This window comes from Pseudonocardia lutea, from assembly GCF_042658055.1.
GTDB classification, from domain to species: domain Bacteria; phylum Actinomycetota; class Actinomycetes; order Mycobacteriales; family Pseudonocardiaceae; genus Pseudonocardia; species Pseudonocardia lutea.
This window is the reverse complement of record NZ_JBHSQK010000028.1, coordinates 1-18,059: the sequence shown is the minus strand read 5'-3', so window position 1 is coordinate 18,059 and position 18,059 is coordinate 1. Positions and strand designations below refer to the sequence as shown.

The window sequence follows — 18,059 nt, the reverse complement described above, 5'->3', positions numbered from 1 at the left end:
CCGACAGCACTCGTCGAACACGTGCCCGCGGCGGCTCTCCCAGATGGGGCCGAGGATCCAGGCGGGCATCACGCCGCGATTCCAGCACACGCGGGGCCGCGGACGGAAATCGCGTCCAGCGCCCGGGACGAGGACCGCGGGAATGTCCGGTCAGCACCGGGTGCGGGCACCGCTCACCCGTCCGGCGCCGCCCCGATCAGGGTGTACAGCCCGGCGAGGACCAGGATCCGCCGCGCCGGGCTGTCCGACGGCGTGACCACGCTCAGCTCCGTGCCCCCGGCCCGGGCGCGCTGCGCCAGCTCGGACAGCAGTGCGATCCCCGAGCTGGAGACGTACGAGTCGGCCGCCAGCGTGAGCGTGAGCGGACCGCCGCCGTCGAGCTCGGCGAGCAGGTCCGACCGCACCGCGGCGACCCCCGCGAGGTCCAGGTCCCCCTCCACGTGCACGCGCACGGTGTGCTCGTCCGCCCAGCGCCGCAGCCGGGTGACCGGGGGACCGTCGACGGTCTCCGCGGGCCGGTCCGCCGCCGCTCCGCCCGGCAGCCGCGGGACCACCTCCACCGGCAGGGCCGGCATCCGGAACCAGACCTCGGTGCCGTCGTCGGCCGGCATGACCTCGACATCCTCGGCCAGCTCGCGGATCAGGGCGAGGCCGCGGCCCCGGTAGCCGGGATCCTCCGACGGCGGGCGCCAGCGCCCGTGGTCCGCGACCCGCACCGCGACCGCCCCGTCGGGCTGCAGCTCCAGGGACAGCGCGACCGCGTCGCCGGTCGGTTCGGGACCCGAGGTGTAGGCGTGCTCGACGGCGTTCGTCACCGCCTCGCCGACGGCGAGCTGCAGGTCGGTGGTGCCGTCCTCGCCGAGCCCGCAGCGGGCCGCCCACTCCGCGATCACGCGGCGCATCGGGGCCAGGCACTCGGCGTCGGCCGGCATCGACCGGGTCAGCGGCCCGGGGACGCGCCGCGCGAGCACCACGACGGTGTCGTCCGGGGCGCCGCCCTCGTCGAGCATCCGCTCCAGCAGCACGTCGACGATGTCCGACGGCCGGTGCCGCGCCAGCTCGCCGAAGGTCGCCGCCAGGCGCTCCACACCGTCGTCGATCACCTCGGTGCGCCGTTCGAAGAGCCCGTCCGAACAGAGCAGGATCGTCTCCCCCGGCTCGATCCGGCCGTCGGCCTCGACGTACGGCGGGCGGCCGGTCACGCCGAGCGGGGTGCCCCGGCCGCCGTCGAGCAGCCGGACGCCGTCCGGCCCGGCGACCATCGGCGCCGGGTGCCCGGCGCACGCGTAGCGCAGCACCCCGGACGCGGTGTCGACGACGGCGCAGGCGACGGTGCTGGCCCGCGCCCCGCTGACCCGGCGCGCGAACAGGTCGAGCTGCTCCAGCGCGGTCGCCGGGGGCTGCCCGTTGACCAGGTTCGCGGCCAGCGCGCTGCGCAGCTGGCCCATGACCGCGGCGGCCGACGGCCCGCGCCCGACGACGTCGCCGACGACCAGCGCCACCCGCCCGTCGGCGAGGTCGAGCACGTCGAACCAGTCCCCGCCCGCCTCGGTGCCCTCGGTGCCCGGGTTGTACCGGGTGGCGACGGTCAGCCCGTCGAGCTGCGGCAGCTCCTGCGGCAGCAGGCTGCGCTGCAGGGTCACCGCGACCTCGTGCTCGGCCTGGTGCAGCCGCGCCCGCTGCACCGCCTGGGCGCACTGGCTGGCCAGGGTGAGCACCAGCCCCCGCTCGTCGGGGCCGAAGGCCGGGTCGCGGCCGAAGCCGAGCCCGATCACGCCGATCGCCCGGCCCGCGACCAGCAGCGGGACCGCCGTGCGCACCGGGTACGGCCCGGGCTGCCCGTCCGCCGCCCAGATCGGCTCGGCCGAGCGCACCACCTGGCCCAACGGGTGCTCAGAGCTGACCCGCAGGCCGTGCTCCGCGATCCGCCCGGTGTCGTCGTCCGCCCAGCCGTCGGCGGCGAGGGTGTGCAGCAGGCCCTCGTCGTCGACCAGCAGCACCACGACGGCCTCGGCGCCGATCGCCGAGCGGGCGTGGGCGAGGATCACGTCGGCGACCGACTCCAGGTCGGTGGCACGGGAGAGCGCGGTCGCGACGGCCCCGAGCCGCTCCGCGAGCCGACGGCCCTCGGTCTCGGCGACGAGCAGCAGGGACCGGTCCAGCGCCTGCGCCGCCAGCTCGGCCACCGCCAGGGTGGCCTCGCGGTCGTCGGACGACAGGGCGCGTGGGCCGGCGAACCCGACGGCGATCATGCCCAGGTCCCGGTCGCCCGCCACGAGCGGCACCCAGAACGCGGCCGCGATGCCGACGGCGCCCAGCCACTCCGCGGTGCCCGGGTGCTCGTCCCGCAGCCCCTCGGCGTGCTCGAACCACAGCGCCCGGCGCGACTGCAGGGCCTCCCGGGCGGGGTGGTCACCCTGCAGGGACACGGTCGTGAGCTCGGGCGGTGGCTCCCCCTGCCAGCCCTGCAGCGCCAACAGCTGCAGGTCCGCGCCGCGGGTCTGCCACACCCCGGCCACCGCGGAGCCGAGCAGCGCCACCAGGTGGCTGGTCGCCGTGCGCGCGACCTCGGCGGGCGTGGCCGCCGCGGACATCTCGGCGGTCGCCCGGTGCAGCAGGCCCAGCCGGGTGCTGCTGGCCCGCTCCTGCTCCAGCAGTCGCGCGTTGTCCACCGCCACCGCCGCCCGCCGGGCGATCTCGGTGAACAGTGCGGCGTCGGACTCGTCGAGCACCGGCGAGTCGCCCGTGCGCGCGACCGTGAACATGCCGACCATGCCGCCGCGGGCCCGCAGCGGGACGAGCAGCGCCGAGTGCACGCCCGACCGCCGCCACACGGCCTGCTTCTCGGGCCCGGCCTCGGCGAAGGCGGCCTCGAGCGCGGCCGGGTCCAGCAGCACGGGCCCGTCGACGTCGCCGAGGCTGCGCAGCAGGGGCAGACCCGGCAGCGACCGCAGCTCTCGTTCGACGTCGGGGTCCGCGGCCGCGACGATCCGCAGGGCCGGCCCCGCGCCGTCGTCGGTGAAGACGCGCACCAGATCCCCCAGGCCCTCGTCGACCACGGTCCGGGCGAACGCCTCCAGCCGCGCGGACTGGCTGATCTCCCGGTCGAGCGCGTCGCCGACGGTGGCGTAGAGCTGGTGGCGGCGCTGCTCGGTGTGCCGGGCGTCGATGTCGAGGCACCCGCCGACGTACCCGACCTGCCGCCCGGCCGGGTCGCCGTCCGGGCCGCCGGCTGCGCCGACCGGGGCGCCGCGGTCCAGCACCCACCGGTACCGGCCGTCGCCGCCGCGCAGCCGGTACTCCACCTCGAACGGCGCCCGGGTGCGGGTCGCCGCCTCCACGACCGAGCGGTACCGCTGCCGGTCGTCGGGGTGGATGCGCTCGCGCCAGTCCAGCCCGAGCTCGCCGACGGCGTCCGCGGCGCCGGTGAAGTCCAACCAGCCCCGGTTGACGAACACGCGGTGGCCGCCGGCGTCGTCGACCCAGATCAGCGCCGGGGTGGAGTTGGCCATCGCCCGGAAGCGCAGCTCGGCGGCCCGCCGGACGCGGCCCAGGTGCAGGTGGTTGGCCACCCGGGCCAGCAGCTCGCGCGCGGAGAAGGGCTTGACGAGGTAGTCGTCCGCGCCCGCGGCCAGGCCCTCGACCGCGGCCTCCTCCCCGGCCCGCGCCGAGAGCAGGACCACGGGGAGCCCGGCCGTGCGGGCATCGGCGCGCAGCGCGCGGAGCAGCCCGATGCCGTCCAGCTCGGGCGTCGTCACGTCCGCGACGACGAGGTCGGGCGGATCGGAGCGGGCCACGTCGAGCGCCTCGGAGCCGGTGGCCACCGCGTGCACCGACCAGTTCTCGCTGAGCAGCCGGCGCAGGTGCTCGCGCATGTCCGGGTCGTCCTCGACCACGAGCACCCGGCCCTGCGGCGGGTCGACGGCCTCCGGCAGCCGCGGAGTCCCCCGGTCCTCGGGGTGGGCCGGGGTCCAGCGCAGCGCCTCGGCGACGAACGGCTCGAACGTCTCGGGCCGCGGGTGCGGCGCCGCCGCCGGCCTGCCGATCGTGATGGCCTCGACCGGGAGGTGGGTGAACCCGAGCGGCAGCCGCACGGTGAAGGTGCTGCCGACACCCGGGGTGCTGGTCGCCTCGACGGTCCCGCCGTGCACGTCGACGAGCTGGCGGACCAGGGCCAACCCGATCCCGCTGCCCTCGTGCGAGCGGGCCCGGGCGGCGCGGACCTGGTGGAAGCGGTCGAAGAGCCGGGGCACCTCGGCGGCCGGCACCCCGGTGCCGGTGTCGGCGACCCGCAGCACGAACCGGTCGTCCTCGAGGCGGGTGCTCACCCGCAGGCCGCCCTCGAAGGTGAACTTGAGGGCGTTGCTCAGCAGGTTGAGGACGATCTTCTCCCACATGCCCTGGTCGACCCACACGGGCCGCTCGGACGGCGGGCAGTCCACGTCGAGGCGCAGTCCGGCGCGCTCGGTCGGGGCACGGAACAGGGCGGCGAGCTCGCCGGTCAACGTGCCGAGGTCGACCGGCGCGAACGCGGCGTCGGGGTGTCCCGCCTCCAGCCGCGAGACGTCCAGCAGGGTGTTGACCAGCTTGAGCATCCGCTGGGCGCTGCGGTGGGCGAGGTCGGCGGCGTGCCGGACCTGGGGGTCGTCCGTCGCCCGCAGCTGCTCGAGCGGCCCCATGATCAGCGCCAGCGGGGTGCGGAGCTCGTGGCTGACGCCGGTGAAGAACTCGGTCCGGCTGCGGTCGCGCTCGTCCGGCTCGCCCGTGCGGTCGCGGTCCTCCGCGGCGGCGCGCACCGCCGCGAGCGCGGCGCCGACGTGCCCTGCCACGAGCCCGAGGAACTCGCGGTGCTCCGCGTCGAGCGGGCGCAGGTCCGAGGTGCCCAGCAGCAGCCGGACCCCGCCGCCGAGCCCCGCCGCCCACGCGTGCCCGCCGCCCGGCACCGCGACCAGGCCCTCCCGATCCAGCAGCGCGACCAGCTCGGGCGTCGGGTCCACCCCCACGGCCACCGGCGCGCCCACCCCGCCGAGCAGCGCGAACGGCACGTCCGGCGAGTCCACCAGCGCCGCGGCGACGTGCGCGGCGGCCGGGCCGTCCGGCCGGGCCTCGTGGACCAGCCGGGCCAGCCGGCCGAGCAGCGCGGCGCGCCGGGCCGCCACGACCTGTGCGGTGGTCTCCGACGCCACGTCGAACACGCCCGCGACGGTCCCGTCGGCCGCGCGGACCGGGCTGAACGCGGAGCGCCAGAAGGTCTCCTGCGGGCCGCCTGGGCGCTCGAGGACCAACCGCTCGTCCGTGTGCTCCACGGCCTCGCCGGTGTCGAGGACGTGCCGCAGCGCAGGCCCGATCCGCTCCCACACCTCCGGCCACACCTGCGCGGCGGGCCGCCCGAAGGCCCACCGGTGGCGGGCGCCGAGGAGGACGGCGAACGCGTCGTTGTGGAGGACGGCGTGCTCCGGCCCCCAGAACAGGGCCAGCGGGTGCGGTGAGCCGAGCACGATGCCGACCGCCGCGGTCAGCTCGGCGGGCCATCCTCCCGGTGGCCCGAGCGGTGAGTCCGCCCGGCCGGCGGTCCCGAGCAGGCGCCGGACGCCGGGGCCGTCCGGATCCGTCACGAGCCCTCCTTCACGGTGCGGGGCCGGCGCCCCACCGACAAGCCTGCCAGGTCGTGGGGATCGCGGCGAACCGTGGCCCGCCCGGGCCGGACACGGCCCGCCGACGGGCCGCGGACAGCTCCCGCAGCGGGCAGGATGCGGTCATGGCGACGAAGCTCGACGACGGCAGCTGGGAGGTGCAGGGGAAGCACCTGACCTTCCCCGTGCGCATCGGCGACGCGGGCGCGGCCTGCGCCGCCTACCCGGTCCGGGCGGCCCGCGCGGCGACGCTGCTCGAGGGCACCGGCCTGGAGCCGGTTGCCCTCGCGGGATGGGCGCTCGCCGTCGTCGGGCTGGTCGACTACCGGGTCAACGACCTGGGCACCTACGACGAGCTGGCCCTCGCGCTCCCCGTCCTGTTCCGCGGGCGGATCGGCGTGCACATCACCCAGCTGCCGGTCACCGAGACGTTCACCATGGAGGCCGGGCGCGCGCTCTGGGGCCTGCCGAAGTGGCTCGGCCGGGCCGAGCTGGAGATCGGCGGCTCTCGCGCAACCGGGCATCTGGCCCACGAGGGCGAGCACGTGCTCACCGCGGCCCTGTCGACCCTGCCGTTCGCGCTGCCGGGCGTCCTTCCCGGCGCGGTCACGGCCTTCGCCCCGCGCGGGGGCGTGATGCTCGCCAGCCCGGTCCGTGCCCGGCTGCGCGGCATCCGGGTCGGGGCGGCCGCGGGCACCCTGGTCCTGGGCTCGGGCCACCCGATGGCCGACGAGCTGCGGTCCCTCGGGCTGCCCCGCCGGCCGCTGCTCACCGCGATCGTCGACCACCTCGCGTTCGACATGGAGGCCGCCGAGGAGCTCCCGATCTAGACGCTGCTCCCCGGTTCTTCGGCACGACCGTCGCCGAGCCGCCCGGGGACCGTCGCGGATTCCTCGGCGTCCCGAGACCTTCGTCGCGGCGTTGCGGCCCCTGTTGGGCTGAGCGGGCGTGGTCAGGGGCGGTGTCCCCGCCTCCGATCCCCGGCCCGCGCCCCGCGGGAGCGAGGGCGGGCCGCGGCGCGGCAGCGGGGGCAGACCCGGCGCACCTCGTCGGCGTGCCGGCCGGACTCCGGGAGGACGTCGGCCCAGTCGACGTGCGGGTGACGTCCCAGCTGCGACCGGGAGAGCGCCAGCCCGCACACCGTCTGGTTGGTGCCGGGGACCCAGGCGTGCACCTCGCCGGCCGGGCGCCGGATGCCGTCGGGGTCGGTCCAGGTGCTCGAGGCCGCGACCGCGTAGGACATGCCCGCGGCTTCCCGCGCCGGCCGCGCCGACACCTGCGCCGCAGCCCTCCCGCGTCACACGGGGCCGCTAGCGGTGCGCCACCAGCCAGGCGCGGAGGTCGGCGATCGGGCGGTCCCGCTCCGGCTCGTTGTAGATCTCGTGCCAGAGGCCCTCGTAGAGCTCGACGGTGAGATCGTCGGAGCCCAGGGCGGCGGAGAGCGCGCGCGTGGTCCCGACGGTCGTGATCCGGTCGTCGACGCCGTGCTGCAGCAGCACCGGGAGCCGCAGCTCCGCCGCGTCGGCCAGGGCGTCGTCCATGGCGTCGAACATCGCGGCGCCGAGCCGCAGCGTGGGGTGGCCGTGGTGGACGAGCGGATCGGCCCGGTACGCCGCGACGACCGCGGGATCCTTGCTGACGTGCGCGACGTCGATCCCCGCCGGCCGCAGCGTCGGCGCGACCCGGGCGAGCAGGGTCAGCAGCGGCACCAGGCGGCCGGGCACGGCCTGCTTGGACAGCGCCGGGGCGGAGAGCACCAGGCCGGCGAGCGCGGCCTGGTGCGCGGCGGCGTAGCGCAGCGCGATCAGCCCGCCCATGCTGTGTCCCAGCAGCATCACCGGGCGTCCGGGATGCCGGGCGGCGGCGTGCCGCCGGACCAGGTCGAGATCGGGGACCCAGTTCGCCGGGCCGCCGTCGACCCGCCGGCCCGCGGAGAGCCCGTGGCCGGCGTGGTCGGGGGCGTAGACCGCCCAGCCGTCGGCGGTGAGCGCCTCCGCGAGAGGGGCGTAGCGGCCGGAGTGCTCGCCGAGGCCGTGGCTGACCAGCACGACGCCCTTGGCGTCGGCGTCCGGGAACCAGGCCCGCCAGAACAGCTCGCCGAGGACGCCGGGCAGGCGCCCCTCCGCGGCCCGCATCCCGCTAGTGCTCGGCGGGGCCGGCCGCCTGGGCGACCGGCCCGGCCAGCACGAGGTCCTGCGTCGCGTCGGCCTCCTCGCCCACCCGGACCGGGAGGGCCCGCGGCTCGCGCCCCTCGGCGACGGCCGCGACCGTGTACTCGCCCGCGGCCAGCTCGCCGAAGCGGTAGCCGCCGTCGGCGGCGGTGATCGTGGTGGCGACCAGCTCACCGTCCTGCAGCAACGAGACCGCGGCCTCGGCGAGGCCGGTCCCCGCGACGTCGCGGACCGCGCCGGCCACGGTGGAGGAGCGCACGAGCTGCACCTCGACCTCGGCCACCGCGTGCTCGGTCGCCGGGACGGTCACCGCGACGACCCCGGGCTGGTGGCCGTCCGCGGCCGCGACCAGCACGTACCCGCCCGGGCGGGGCGCGACGATCTCGCCGCGGCCCTCCGCGTCGGCGCTCGCCGAGGCGGTCTCGCGGCCGCGCGGGTCGAGGAGGGAGACCGCGGCGTCGCCGACCGGGAGCCGGTCCCGCTGCACGACCACGAACCGCACCGGCACGGCCTGCCCCGGCACCAGCGGCTCCTCGTCCTCCTGCGCGACGGCGAGGTCGACGACGGGGGCGGCGCCCGGGCGCGGGTTCGGGTCCGCGAACCCGAGCGTGCGCAGCAGGGCGAGGTCGACGGCGGCGTGCTCGGCGGCGCGGGCCTCGTGGGTGCTGATCGCCGTGCTCGTGCCGATGCCGGTGGCGCCGTCCGCGGCGGTGGGCTGCGGGGCGGGCTCGGGGGTGCTCGTCGTCGGGCTCACGAGGCCCAGCGTGACGGGCGCGGGCGCGGCCTCCGGCACCGGGGTGTCGATCACGGCGTCGGGGCTGGTGGAGGGCGCGGGAGCGGCCGCGGGGGGCTCGGCGACGGTCTCCTCGGCGACGGCTTCCGCGACGGCGGGCTCCTCGGCGGCGGGCTGCTCGGCAGTGGGCTCCCCAGCGGCGGGCTGCTCGGCGGTGGGCTGCTCGGCGGTGGGCTCCTCCGCGAGCTCGGCCCGCTCCTCGGCGACCTCCACCGGGCGCTCCTCCGCCTGCACGGCCGGGCGCTCCTCGACCTCCTCGACCACCCGCTCCGCCACCACCGGCTCCGCCACCACCGGCTCCGCCACCACCGGCTCCGCCACCACCGGCTCGGCCAGCGAGGCGGCCGTGGCACCCGTCGTCACCGCGGCCATCGGGGGCACCGTGCGCAGCCGGCGGACGTCACGCCCCTCGTCCGCCCCACCGCGCACGACGGCGAGCATCGGACGTCGCCCGGCGCCGGCGCGCGGCGGGGGCACCGCGGACTCGTCGGTCGGCGCCTCGGGTCCCTGCCGCCGGCGCGACGCCTCGGCGCGCGCCACGGCCTCGGCGACCGCCGGGCTGACGATCCCCCGCGCCATCGGGCGGTCGTCGCGCGTGGGTGCGGGCGGGGCGACCGACGTGACCCTGGCGACCAGCGCCGGGTCGACGGCGGAGCGGCGCTGCGGGCGGGTGCGCGGCGGCGCCTCGACCGGGACGCCGTCGACGAAACCGCGCGTCCACGGCGGACCGACGGGGCCGGCGTCGACCTCCTCGGCCACCACCCGGCGCTCGGCGGGCGGCTCCTCCGGCCGGCCGTCCGAGGGGCTCGCGGCGACCGGCGAGTCGGGCGCGTCCTCGGCCTCGGGCGCCTCCTCCGCCGCGGACGGGTCCGCCGGCGCGGCCTCGACCGGTCGCGGTTCGCCGGCCGCACCCGCACGGTCGCGGACCAGGTCACCCACCGTCCGCACGGGGGGCCGGCCCGCCGGGGGCGGGGCGGGGGCCGCCGGCGCGGTCGCGCCGCCCCGGTCGCCCCGGCGCAGCGCCACCAGGACGATCCCGGCGGCCAGCAGCACGAGCAGGACCATGACGACCAGGGCCCACGTGCTCATTCGGCTCTCCTCGCGCGATCTCGTCGAGGCCCGGCCGGTCCCCTCCCCGCGGCCGCGCGAGACGTGCGGGCCCGCCCGGACTCGTCGCAGGACCGTAGCACCGCGGACCCTTTTCACCCTGTTCGGCGACCGCTTCGCGGCGTGTCGCCCGGGCGGGTATCACCCCAGCTCAGCGCGATTCAGTCGGCACGGGCGACCCGGTCCGGCGCGGCGGGCCGGCTCCGATCCGGCGGGGTCGCGCCGGATCCGGGACGATTCCCCCTCGTGGCGATCGATCCGGACCTCTCCGAACTGGCCGCGGCGCACGGCGTCGCGACGGGCTACAACGACGGCGACCGCAGGCCGGTCACCGTCGACGAGGAGGTGGTCGTCGAGGTCCTCGGCCTGCTCGAGGTCGACGCGACCACCCCCGCCGCCCGGGCGGCGGCGCTGGCCGAGGCGCGCGAGAACGCCGCCCGCGGCCTGCTCCCCGGCACCCTCGGCCTGCGCGCCGACCGCTCCCGCCCCCTCCCCGTGCCCGGCGTGCTGGTCGCCGAGGACGGCAGCCGCCGCGAGGTCGAGGGCGAGCTGGCCGGGCTGGAGCCCGGCTGGTACCGGCTGGAGACGGCGGAGCAGCAGGTCACGGTCGTCGTCTCGCCCCCGGCCCTGCCGCCGACCCCGCGCTCGTGGGGCTGGATGCTGCAGCTCTATGCGCTGCACTCCGCGGACAGCTGGGGGATCGGCGACCTCGGCGACCTGCGCACCTTCACCGCACACGCCGGCGAGCAGGGCGCGTCCGCGATCCTGCTCAACCCGCTGCACGCGATCACGCCGCTCGCGCCGGTGCAGCCCTCGCCGTACACGCCGTCGAGCAGGCAGTTCGCGACCCCGCTGGCGCTGCGGATCACCGATCTGGCCGAGTACGCCGCGGCCGACCCGGCCACCCGCGCCGAGGTGGACGCGCTGCGCCCCGAGACGGTCGGCGACCGCATCGCGCACGACCGGGTGTGGGAGGCGAAGCGGTCGGCACTCGAGCTGCTGTGGCGGTCGGCCGGTCGGCCCGACCCCGTCGAGCCCGGGGCCGATCTCGTGGACTTCGCGACGTACTGCGCGCTCGCCGAGCGCTACGGCGGCCGGTTCACGCTCTGGCCCGAGGAACTGCGCCATCCCGGCTCCGAGGCCGTCGCGCGCGCCCGGCGCGCGCTCGCGCCGCGGGTCGCGTTCCACGGCTGGGTGCAGCAGCGGCTCGCCGACCAGCTCGCCGCGGCCCGCACCGCCGCCCGCGAGGCCGGCCTGCCGCTCGGCGTGATCCACGACCTCGCCGTGGGCTGCGACCCGGAGGGTGCCGACGCGTGGGCGCTGCAGGACGTCCTGGCCCTCGGCGTGACGGTCGGCGCCCCACCGGACGCCTTCAACCAGCGCGGACAGGCCTGGGGCCTGCCGCCGTGGCGCCCGGACCGGCTGGCGGAGACCGGTTACGCGGCCTACCGCGACATGCTCCGGGCCCTGCTCACGCACGCCGACGGGCTGCGCATCGACCACGTCGCCGGGCTGTTCCGGCTCTGGTGGGTACCGCCGGGTCGCACGCCCGACCGCGGCACCTACGTCCACTACGACGCCGAGGCCATGCTCGCCGTCCTCACGCTCGAGGCCTCCCGGGCCGGCGCGGCCGTGGTCGGCGAGGACCTCGGCACGGTGGAGCCCGAGGTCACCGAGGCCCTGCACAGCCGCAACATGCTCGGCTCGACCGTGCTCTGGTTCGCCCGCGACCCCGGGCGCGGCCCCGAGGAGTCCGGCGGAGCCCTGATGCCCCCCGGGGAGTGGCCGGAGGAGGCGGTCGCGACCATCTCCACCCACGACCTGCCGACTGCGGCGGGCTTCCTGACCGGCGAGCACGTCCGCGCCCGCGCGGACCTCGGCCTGCTCGACGACGTCGAGGGCGAGGAGCGCAAGGCCGCTGCCGAGCGCGAGGAGCTGGTGGGTCTGCTGGTCGCCGAGGGGGTGCTCGACTCCGCCGAGGCCCCCGAGGAGCGGATCGTGGTCGCGATGCACGCGCTGCTGGCCCGCAGCCGCAGCCGGCTCGTGCTCGCCTCGCCGTACGACGTCGTCGGCGAGACCCGGCAGCCCAACCTGCCGGGAACCGTCGACGAGTACCCGAACTGGCGGCTGCCGCTGCCGCTCTCGCTCGAGGAGCTGGTGGCGGACCCGCGGGTGAAGGAGGTCGTCGCGGCATTGCGTTCCGGGGGCCGCTGAGGCGACGATCACAGCATGCCCCTCAGTGCCGAGGCCCTGACGACCGCCGACCGTGCCGCCGACCTGTTGTGGACGGCGTGGACGGCCGGCGACGTGATCGACGAGCTCCCCGAGGACCTGCGTCCCTACGACCACGCCGCGGGCTGGGCGATCCAGCAGCGCGTCGGCGAGCGGGCGGGCCCGGGCTACGGCTGGAAGATCGCGGCGACGTCGGCGCCGAGCCAGGCCGTGATCGGCATCGGCACCCCGCTGCCGGGGCGGCTGTTCGACCGGTTCCGCTTCGAGCCGGGCGACACGCTGCCCTTCGGCGGGTTGCACATGCGGGTGGTCGAGGCGGAGTTCGCGTTCCGGATGGCCGCCGACGTGCCGGCCGGTGCGTCCCGCGAGGAGGTGCTCGCGGCCGTCGCGGGCCTGCACCTGGCGATCGAGGTGCCGGACTCGCGGCTGCGGGACTACCCGCGGGCCGGCAGCTCGCAGCTCCTCGCCGACGTCGCCTGCGCCGGTCAGTTCGTGCTCGGCCCGGAGGTCCCGGACTGGCAGGGGATCGAGTTGTCCACAGCGGGGACAGCGCTGTGGATCAACGGCGAGCGGGCCGCCGTCGGCAACGGCGCCGAGGTGATGGGCGACCCGCGCACCGCCCTGGTCTGGCTCGCCGAGGAGCTCGCCCACCTCGGGACGGGCCTCAGGGCGGGCGAGATCGTGACGACCGGCTCCACCACCCCGGTCCCCCCGATCTCGGCGGGTGACGCCGTCCGCGCCGAGTTCGGCCCCCACGGCTCCGTCGAGATCTCCTTCTCCTCCTGACCCCGACGGAGCTCCCGACTCGTGCACCAGGAACTCCCGACTCGCGGAACACGCACTCCCGGCTCCCGCGAGTCGCGAGTCCCGGTAGCGCGAGTCGCGAGCTCCGGGGTCAGACCGTGAAGCGGAGGGTGCTGGGCCGGTCCTCCGCCAGCGCGGCGAGGTGCTCGTCGACCGTGGTCATGCCGTGCAGGTCCCGCCCCGCCGCCATGCCCTCGAGCAGCGCCTTCTCGGCCCGCTCGATCTCCTCGGCGGCGTCGATCGCGGCCTCGAAGCGCTCCCGCGGACCGACCACGATGCCGTCGTCGTCCCCGACGACGAGGTCCCCCGGCGAGACGCGCACCCGGCCGAGCAGCACCTCGCGCCCGAACGTGCCCGGATCGCGCGTGGTGCCGGACATCGGGTTGGTGCCGCGCGCGTGCACCGGCAGCCCGATCCGGCGCAGCCCACGGATGTCCCGGCAGTAGCCGTCGATCACGATCGCGGCGATCCCCCGCCGGCGCGCCTCGGTGGCGAACAGCTCCCCCGACACCGCCTTGCGCAGCGAGTTCGTGGCCAGCACCAGCACCGAGCCCGGCTCGGCCTCCCGCAGCGCGACGAGGACGGGCAGGTGGTCGTCGTAGGCGAGCAGGGTGAACGCGGGGCCGGCGAACGAGACGTCCGGGACCATCGCGCGGATCGCCGGGTCGACGACGGCGAGCCCCTTGTCGGCGTCGCACAACGAGGAGACCTGCACCGCGCGGAGGCGCTCGATCAGCGTGTCCATGTCTCCATCGTGCATGCGCAAGCCTTGACTTGCACCTGCGGAGGGTGCAAGCCTGTGCTTGCACGTCAAACGAGGAGGAACCATGGACACCATCACCCGCGAGATCACCGTCGCGGCCGCCCGCACCCGCGTCTGGGAGGTCATCACCCGCGCCGAGCACGTCGGCCGCTGGTTCGGCGAGGCCGGCGCCGAGGTCGACCTGCGGCCGGGCGGGCGGATCGTGCTCGACTTCGGCGAGCACGGGATCGGCTACGCCCGGGTCGAGCGGGTCGAGGAGCCGGAGCTGTTCAGCTTCCGGTGGTCCCGCCGGCGGGAGACCGAGCCCGAGCCGGGCGACGAGACGCTCGTCGAGTTCACGCTCACCGAGACCGGGGAGGGCACGCTGGTGCGGGTCGCGGAGAGCGGGTTCGCGTCGCTGACCGGCGACGCCGCGGCGTACCACCGGCAGAACACCGAGGGCTGGCAGCACAAGATGGCCGACCTGCAGCGCTACCTGGAGTCCGTGCCGGCATGAGCGGACAGGCCCTCGGCGCGCTCGCCGATCCCACCCGCCGCGAGCTGCTCGAGCGGCTCGCGCGGGGGGAGGCGAGCGCGACCGCGCTGGCCCGCGACCTGCCGATCAGCCGGCAGGCCGTCGTCCAGCACCTGGCCGTGCTCGACGCGGCCGGCCTGGTCCGGTCCGCCCGGTGCGGCCGGGAGGTCCGCTGGTCCCCCCGGCCGGACGGGCTGATCGCGGCCGCGGCCTGGTTGACGGGCCTGGCGGAGGAGTGGGACCGCAGGCTCGCCGCGATCAAGGCGATTGCCGAGGAGGGTTAGTCACACCTCGGCGTCGTCCTCGTCCTCGCGCGGGCGGGGCGGGAGCTCCGTCCGCTCGATGACGTTCTCGACGCCCTCACGCGGCTCGGTCTCGGCCCACTCCTCGCGGTGCCCCCCGCCGCGGCCGAGGCGCCCGGCGACCTCGCTCGCCTCCTGGTCGTCGATCCGCGGGCTGTGCTTGCTGCTGCCACGTTCCATGGAGGAGGCGTACCTCTCCCGCCCACGGGCAAACGGCGTCAGCGCACGGTCGGGAGCGCTCCGGCGGCGATGTCGACGCGCACCCGGGCGCCGGCCGCGAGGTCCAGGACCTCCCCGTCGACCTGCAGCGGCATCGGGTCCACCGTCCGGAACGCGTACTCGCGCACGCTCGGCTGCGTGCCGAGCCCGCGCACGGCGGCGCGGGCCGCTGTCGCCAGCACCCGCAGCTTCGAGACGTGCGGCAGCAACACGACCTCGAACACGCCGTCGTCCGGCCGGCTCTCCTCGCTGAGCGTGGCGTACTTGGCCATCTCGGCGATGTTGGCGAAGACCAGGCTGTCGAAGTTCTGCCGCCCGCCGTCGACCTCGATGGTGAACGGGCGGAAGCGGGAGAACGCGCGAATGGTCGTCACGATCTCCTTGAGGGAGCCCTTGCCGCCGCGCTCGAGCTCCAGCGCCACCACCGGGGTGATGCCGAGGCCGATGTAGGAGTGCGCGTAGCGGGGCTCCTCGTCGTCGACGGCGAGCCGGAGCAGGTCGAGCCGTTCCGTGCGGCCCTCCACGATCGCGTCGAGCAGCGGGCGCCGGGCGACGACGCGACGGTGGTCGTTCGCGTTGCCGGCCGCCAGCACCGCGGCGGCCGCCCGGGTCGCGCCGGACTTCATCAGCCCGTCGACGACCTCGTTGTAGCCGCCGTCGCCGCTCACCGACACGACCAGCGGCGCGCCCGATCCGGCCTCCTCGCGCGCGATCTCCCGCGCGTGCCCGGCGTACTCGGTCGGGCGCAGCTCCACGGGCAGGTCGGCGGCCCGCTCCGCGAGCCCGGACTTGAGCTCCTCGGCGCGTTCCTGGGCGTTCCCGGTGCTGTGCGGGTTGAAGACGATGACGACCCGGTCGAAGGCGCGCGTCACGGTGGCCACCCTATCCCGCCCGGGCGAGGACGACCGGCTCCGCACCCCGCTCGCGCAGCCCGAGTGCGGTGATCGCCGCGACCACGATCAGCAGCCCGATCCACTGCGTCGCGCTGGGCGAGACGCCCAGGAACGCGATGCCCAGGACCGTCGCCGTCGCCGGGAAGGCCAGCTCGGCGAGGGTGGCGCGGGCGGCGGGGGTGTCGCGCAGCCCGACGTAGTAGAGGACGAGCGCGAGCAGGCCCGGGATCAGCGCGAGCAGGGCCAGCGGACCCAGCTGCCCGGGTGAGACGGCCGGCGGCGCGCCCTGCACGGCGACGATGACCGCCGAGGCCGGCAGCCCCACGAGGAAGCGCAGCACCGTGACGTCCCGCGGCGCGGTGCGCACCCCGACCATCCGGCCGAGCACGGTGCCGAACCCCCACAGCACCGCGGCGCCGATCGCGAGCCCGGCCGCCCCGAGCTCGCGCACCTGTACCGCGAGGGGATCGGGGAAGGCGACCAGCCACGCCCCCACCAGCGCCGGCAGCGCGAACACCCAGTACCCGGCGCGCACCCGTTCCCCCAGCAGTGCCGCCGCGGCGACCACGGCGACGAGGGGCTGCAGCTTCTGCAGGACGAGCGGTGTGAGCGCGTCGCCGGTGGCGAACGCGGCGGTGAACAGCGCGGTGGCGAGGGCCGACGACCCCGCCCCGATGACCAGCACGGCCACCCGGTCGCGCGTCGAGGACGCCCGGAAGGCGCGCACCGCCGCGGGGACGAACGGCAGCAGCACGACGACCGCGATCAGGTGCTCCCAGAACACCACCGTCGCGGCCGGCAGGGCACCCGCGAGCGGGGCCCGCAGGAGACCGTCCGTCCCCCACAGCGCCGCCGCGACCGCCACGAGCCACGTCCGGTCCCGAGCCTGTCCCATGCTCCAGGGCAACCCCGGGCGCGGTGGATCTATGCCGCGGGGTGGGTCACGATGGAAAGATGGAGTCCACCCGCCTCGACCGCTGGCTCTGGTCGGTCCGGCTGGCCAAGACCCGGTCGGACGCCGCGGCCGCCTGCCGGGGCGGGCACGTGCGCGTCAACGACCGGCCCGCCAAGCCCGCGACGACGGTGCACCCCGGCGACGAGGTGCGTGCCCGGGTGTACGAGCAGACCCGGATCGTGGAGGTCACGAAGGTGATCCAGAAGCGGGTCGGGGCGCCGGAGGCGCAGGCCTGCTACCTCGACCGCACCCCGCCCCCGCCGCCGAAGGAGGCCCGCCCGGTGTTCGCCGTGCGCGAGCGCGGCACGGGGCGGCCCACCAAGCGGGAGCGGCGGATGCTCGACCAGCTCGGCGCCCTCCGCCCGCCGCGCTCCTGACCCTCCGCGCCGGCGCCGGGGCGTGGACGGGCGCGACGGCGGGGCGTCCGCGGGTGGGCGATGATGGAGACATGTACGACCTGCTGTTCCGGCACGTCCTGCGCCGCATCCCCGCGGAGCCGATCCACGGCGTCGCGTTCGGCGCGATCCGGGGCGTGGCGGGATCCCCGCTCGTCGGGCCGCGCCTCGGTGCGCTGCTGGCCGAGTCCGACCCGGTGCTGCGGACGCGGGTGTTCGGCGTCGACTTCCCCAACCCGCTCGGCCTGGCCGCCGGCTTCGACAAGGACGCCCGCGGGCCGGTCGCCCTGGCGCGGCTCGGCTTCGGGTTCGTGGAGCTGGGCACGATCACCGCCCGCCCGCAGCCGGGCAACCCCAAGCCCCGGCTCTTCCGGCTGCCCGAGGACAAGGCCCTCGTGAACCGCATGGGGTTCAACAACTCCGGGGCCGACGCCGTCGCCGCGCGCCTGGCCGCCCTCCCGCGCGAGGGACGACCGGTGCTGGGCATCAACATCGGCAAGAGCAAGGTCGCCACCCCGGACGAGGCGATCGACGACTACCGGCACAGCGCGCGCGTCCTCGGGCCGCACGCCGACTACGTGGTGGTCAATGTCAGCTCCCCCAACACCCCGGGCCTGCGCGACATGCAGCAGGTCGCCGTCCTCGAGCCGCTGCTCGCCGCGGTGCGCACCGAGCTCGACACCGCGGTTTCCGACCGCCGCGTCCCGCTCCTCGTCAAGATCACCACGGACCTGGCGGGCGACGACGTCGACGCCGTCGCGGACCTGACCGTGCGCCTGGGGCTCGACGGGGTGGTCGCCACCAACACGACCGTCTCCCGCGACGGTCTGCGCACACCCCGCGCCGAGGTCGATGCCCTCGGAGCGGGTGGGCTGTCCGGTCTGCCCCTGGCCGAGGCCGCGCAGGCGGTGGTGGGGACGCTCCGGGCGAAGCTCGGCCCCGACCGCACCATCATCTCCGTCGGCGGGATCTTCACGGGCGAGGACGCCTACCGCCGCATCACGGCCGGCGCGTCGTTGGTGCAGTCCTACACCGGATTCATCTACGGCGGCGGGACGTGGCCGCGCAAGGTGAACCGGGAACTCGCTGCGCTCCTGCGTCGCGACGGCCACGCCGCGCTTTCCGCTGCCGTGGGATCCGCTTCCTGACCGCAGTAGGGAACCATAACGCGCTCTACCCAGCCCCGGAATCGCATTATGGCTCCACAACGCTCTCACTCACCGCCTGAGAGCGCTCCATGTTCCACAGTGCTTCGGTGAAGGGAATGCAAGAAGGGCC

Annotated in this window: 15 protein-coding genes; 7 read left to right on the top strand and 8 right to left on the bottom strand. The window is 76.5% G+C overall.

All coding sequences use genetic code 11. From position 1 onward, the window contains the following. Window positions 1-173: 173 nt before the first annotated feature. Complete coding sequence (locus ACFQH9_RS13115) at window positions 174-5,615, bottom strand: SpoIIE family protein phosphatase (protein WP_379566303.1); 5,442 nt, start codon at window positions 5,613-5,615, stop codon at window positions 174-176. Window positions 5,616-5,758: 143 nt separating this feature from the next. Between ACFQH9_RS13115 and ACFQH9_RS13110 the strand changes: the two genes are divergently transcribed. Continuing rightward, window positions 5,759-6,463: an acetoacetate decarboxylase family protein gene (locus tag ACFQH9_RS13110; RefSeq protein ID WP_379566302.1), complete on the top strand. Its 705-nt coding sequence runs from the start codon at window positions 5,759-5,761 to the stop codon at window positions 6,461-6,463. A gap of 122 nt (window positions 6,464-6,585) precedes the next feature. On the opposite strand, the gene ACFQH9_RS13105 is transcribed toward ACFQH9_RS13110, so the two are convergent. The 3 genes from ACFQH9_RS13105 to ACFQH9_RS13095 form a co-directional block, all read right to left on the bottom strand. Then, on the bottom strand, window positions 6,586-6,876 hold the full coding sequence (locus tag ACFQH9_RS13105; protein WP_379566301.1) for a hypothetical protein: 291 nt from the start codon (window positions 6,874-6,876) through the stop codon (window positions 6,586-6,588). A gap of 67 nt (window positions 6,877-6,943) precedes the next feature. Next, on the bottom strand, window positions 6,944-7,768 hold the full coding sequence (locus ACFQH9_RS13100; protein WP_379566300.1) for an alpha/beta hydrolase: 825 nt from the start codon (window positions 7,766-7,768) through the stop codon (window positions 6,944-6,946). Window positions 7,769-7,772: 4 nt separating this feature from the next. Beyond that, entirely contained in the window at window positions 7,773-9,686 is a 1,914-nt protein-coding gene (locus ACFQH9_RS13095) for a carboxypeptidase regulatory-like domain-containing protein (RefSeq protein ID WP_379566299.1), read from the bottom strand. A 270-nt stretch (window positions 9,687-9,956) separates the two neighbouring features. On the opposite strand from ACFQH9_RS13095, the gene malQ reads away from it, so the two are divergent. Both malQ and ACFQH9_RS13085 read left to right on the top strand, forming a co-directional pair. After that, on the top strand, window positions 9,957-11,918 hold the full coding sequence (gene malQ / locus ACFQH9_RS13090) for a 4-alpha-glucanotransferase (RefSeq protein ID WP_379566336.1): 1,962 nt from the start codon (window positions 9,957-9,959) through the stop codon (window positions 11,916-11,918). Window positions 11,919-11,933: 15 nt separating this feature from the next. Then, the gene (locus ACFQH9_RS13085) at window positions 11,934-12,722 is read left to right on the top strand and encodes a 2-keto-4-pentenoate hydratase (protein WP_379566298.1); all 789 of its coding nucleotides are present in this window, start codon (window positions 11,934-11,936) and stop codon (window positions 12,720-12,722) included. 109 nt (window positions 12,723-12,831) lie between these two features. Here the strand turns inward: ACFQH9_RS13085 and ACFQH9_RS13080 are convergent, their stop codons facing one another. Further along, the gene (locus tag ACFQH9_RS13080; protein WP_379566297.1) at window positions 12,832-13,485 is read right to left on the bottom strand and encodes an RraA family protein; all 654 of its coding nucleotides are present in this window, start codon (window positions 13,483-13,485) and stop codon (window positions 12,832-12,834) included. 82 nt (window positions 13,486-13,567) lie between these two features. Between ACFQH9_RS13080 and ACFQH9_RS13075 the strand changes: the two genes are divergently transcribed. Then, window positions 13,568-13,999, top strand: coding sequence for an SRPBCC domain-containing protein (locus ACFQH9_RS13075; protein WP_379566296.1), 432 nt, complete (start codon window positions 13,568-13,570; stop codon window positions 13,997-13,999). Beyond that, window positions 13,996-14,301, top strand: coding sequence for an ArsR/SmtB family transcription factor (locus tag ACFQH9_RS13070; protein WP_379566295.1), 306 nt, complete (start codon window positions 13,996-13,998; stop codon window positions 14,299-14,301). Before ACFQH9_RS13075 ends, ACFQH9_RS13070 begins: the two co-directional genes overlap by 4 nt. Here the strand turns inward: ACFQH9_RS13070 and ACFQH9_RS13065 are convergent, their stop codons facing one another. From ACFQH9_RS13065 to ACFQH9_RS13055, 3 genes are read right to left on the bottom strand one after another with little or no spacing between them, the layout of a single operon-like run. Next, complete coding sequence (locus ACFQH9_RS13065) at window positions 14,302-14,499, bottom strand: hypothetical protein (RefSeq protein ID WP_379566294.1); 198 nt, start codon at window positions 14,497-14,499, stop codon at window positions 14,302-14,304. It lies immediately after the preceding gene. Window positions 14,500-14,537: 38 nt separating this feature from the next. Then, a complete protein-coding gene (locus ACFQH9_RS13060) occupies window positions 14,538-15,410 on the bottom strand; it encodes a diacylglycerol/lipid kinase family protein (RefSeq protein ID WP_379566293.1) in 873 nt (290 codons plus the stop codon). Between the two features lie 10 nt (window positions 15,411-15,420). Beyond that, the gene (locus ACFQH9_RS13055; protein ID WP_379566291.1) at window positions 15,421-16,326 is read right to left on the bottom strand and encodes a DMT family transporter; all 906 of its coding nucleotides are present in this window, start codon (window positions 16,324-16,326) and stop codon (window positions 15,421-15,423) included. Between the two features lie 59 nt (window positions 16,327-16,385). Between ACFQH9_RS13055 and ACFQH9_RS13050 the strand changes: the two genes are divergently transcribed. Then, complete coding sequence (locus ACFQH9_RS13050; protein ID WP_379566290.1) at window positions 16,386-16,763, top strand: RNA-binding S4 domain-containing protein; 378 nt, start codon at window positions 16,386-16,388, stop codon at window positions 16,761-16,763. A gap of 71 nt (window positions 16,764-16,834) precedes the next feature. Further along, window positions 16,835-17,929, top strand: a complete 1,095-nt coding sequence (locus ACFQH9_RS13045) for a quinone-dependent dihydroorotate dehydrogenase (protein WP_379566289.1) — start codon at window positions 16,835-16,837, stop codon at window positions 17,927-17,929. Window positions 17,930-18,059 lie beyond the last annotated feature (130 nt).

Bases quoted from the DNA above. Each gene is read 5' to 3' on its own strand.
- ACFQH9_RS13110 (WP_379566302.1), top strand. From the start codon at position 5,759: ATGGCGACGAAGCTCGACGACGGCAGCTGGGAGGTGCAGGGGAAGCAC.
- ACFQH9_RS13105 (WP_379566301.1), bottom strand. From the start codon at position 6,876: ATGTCCTACGCGGTCGCGGCCTCGAGCACCTGGACCGACCCCGACGGC.
- ACFQH9_RS13100 (WP_379566300.1), bottom strand. From the start codon at position 7,768: ATGCGGGCCGCGGAGGGGCGCCTGCCCGGCGTCCTCGGCGAGCTGTTC.
- ACFQH9_RS13095 (WP_379566299.1), bottom strand. From the start codon at position 9,686: ATGAGCACGTGGGCCCTGGTCGTCATGGTCCTGCTCGTGCTGCTGGCC.
- ACFQH9_RS13085 (WP_379566298.1), top strand. From the start codon at position 11,934: ATGCCCCTCAGTGCCGAGGCCCTGACGACCGCCGACCGTGCCGCCGAC.
- ACFQH9_RS13080 (WP_379566297.1), bottom strand. From the start codon at position 13,485: ATGGACACGCTGATCGAGCGCCTCCGCGCGGTGCAGGTCTCCTCGTTG.
- ACFQH9_RS13075 (WP_379566296.1), top strand. From the start codon at position 13,568: ATGGACACCATCACCCGCGAGATCACCGTCGCGGCCGCCCGCACCCGC.
- ACFQH9_RS13070 (WP_379566295.1), top strand. From the start codon at position 13,996: ATGAGCGGACAGGCCCTCGGCGCGCTCGCCGATCCCACCCGCCGCGAG.
- ACFQH9_RS13065 (WP_379566294.1), bottom strand. From the start codon at position 14,499: ATGGAACGTGGCAGCAGCAAGCACAGCCCGCGGATCGACGACCAGGAG.
- ACFQH9_RS13055 (WP_379566291.1), bottom strand. From the start codon at position 16,326: ATGGGACAGGCTCGGGACCGGACGTGGCTCGTGGCGGTCGCGGCGGCG.
- ACFQH9_RS13050 (WP_379566290.1), top strand. From the start codon at position 16,386: ATGGAGTCCACCCGCCTCGACCGCTGGCTCTGGTCGGTCCGGCTGGCC.
- ACFQH9_RS13045 (WP_379566289.1), top strand. From the start codon at position 16,835: ATGTACGACCTGCTGTTCCGGCACGTCCTGCGCCGCATCCCCGCGGAG.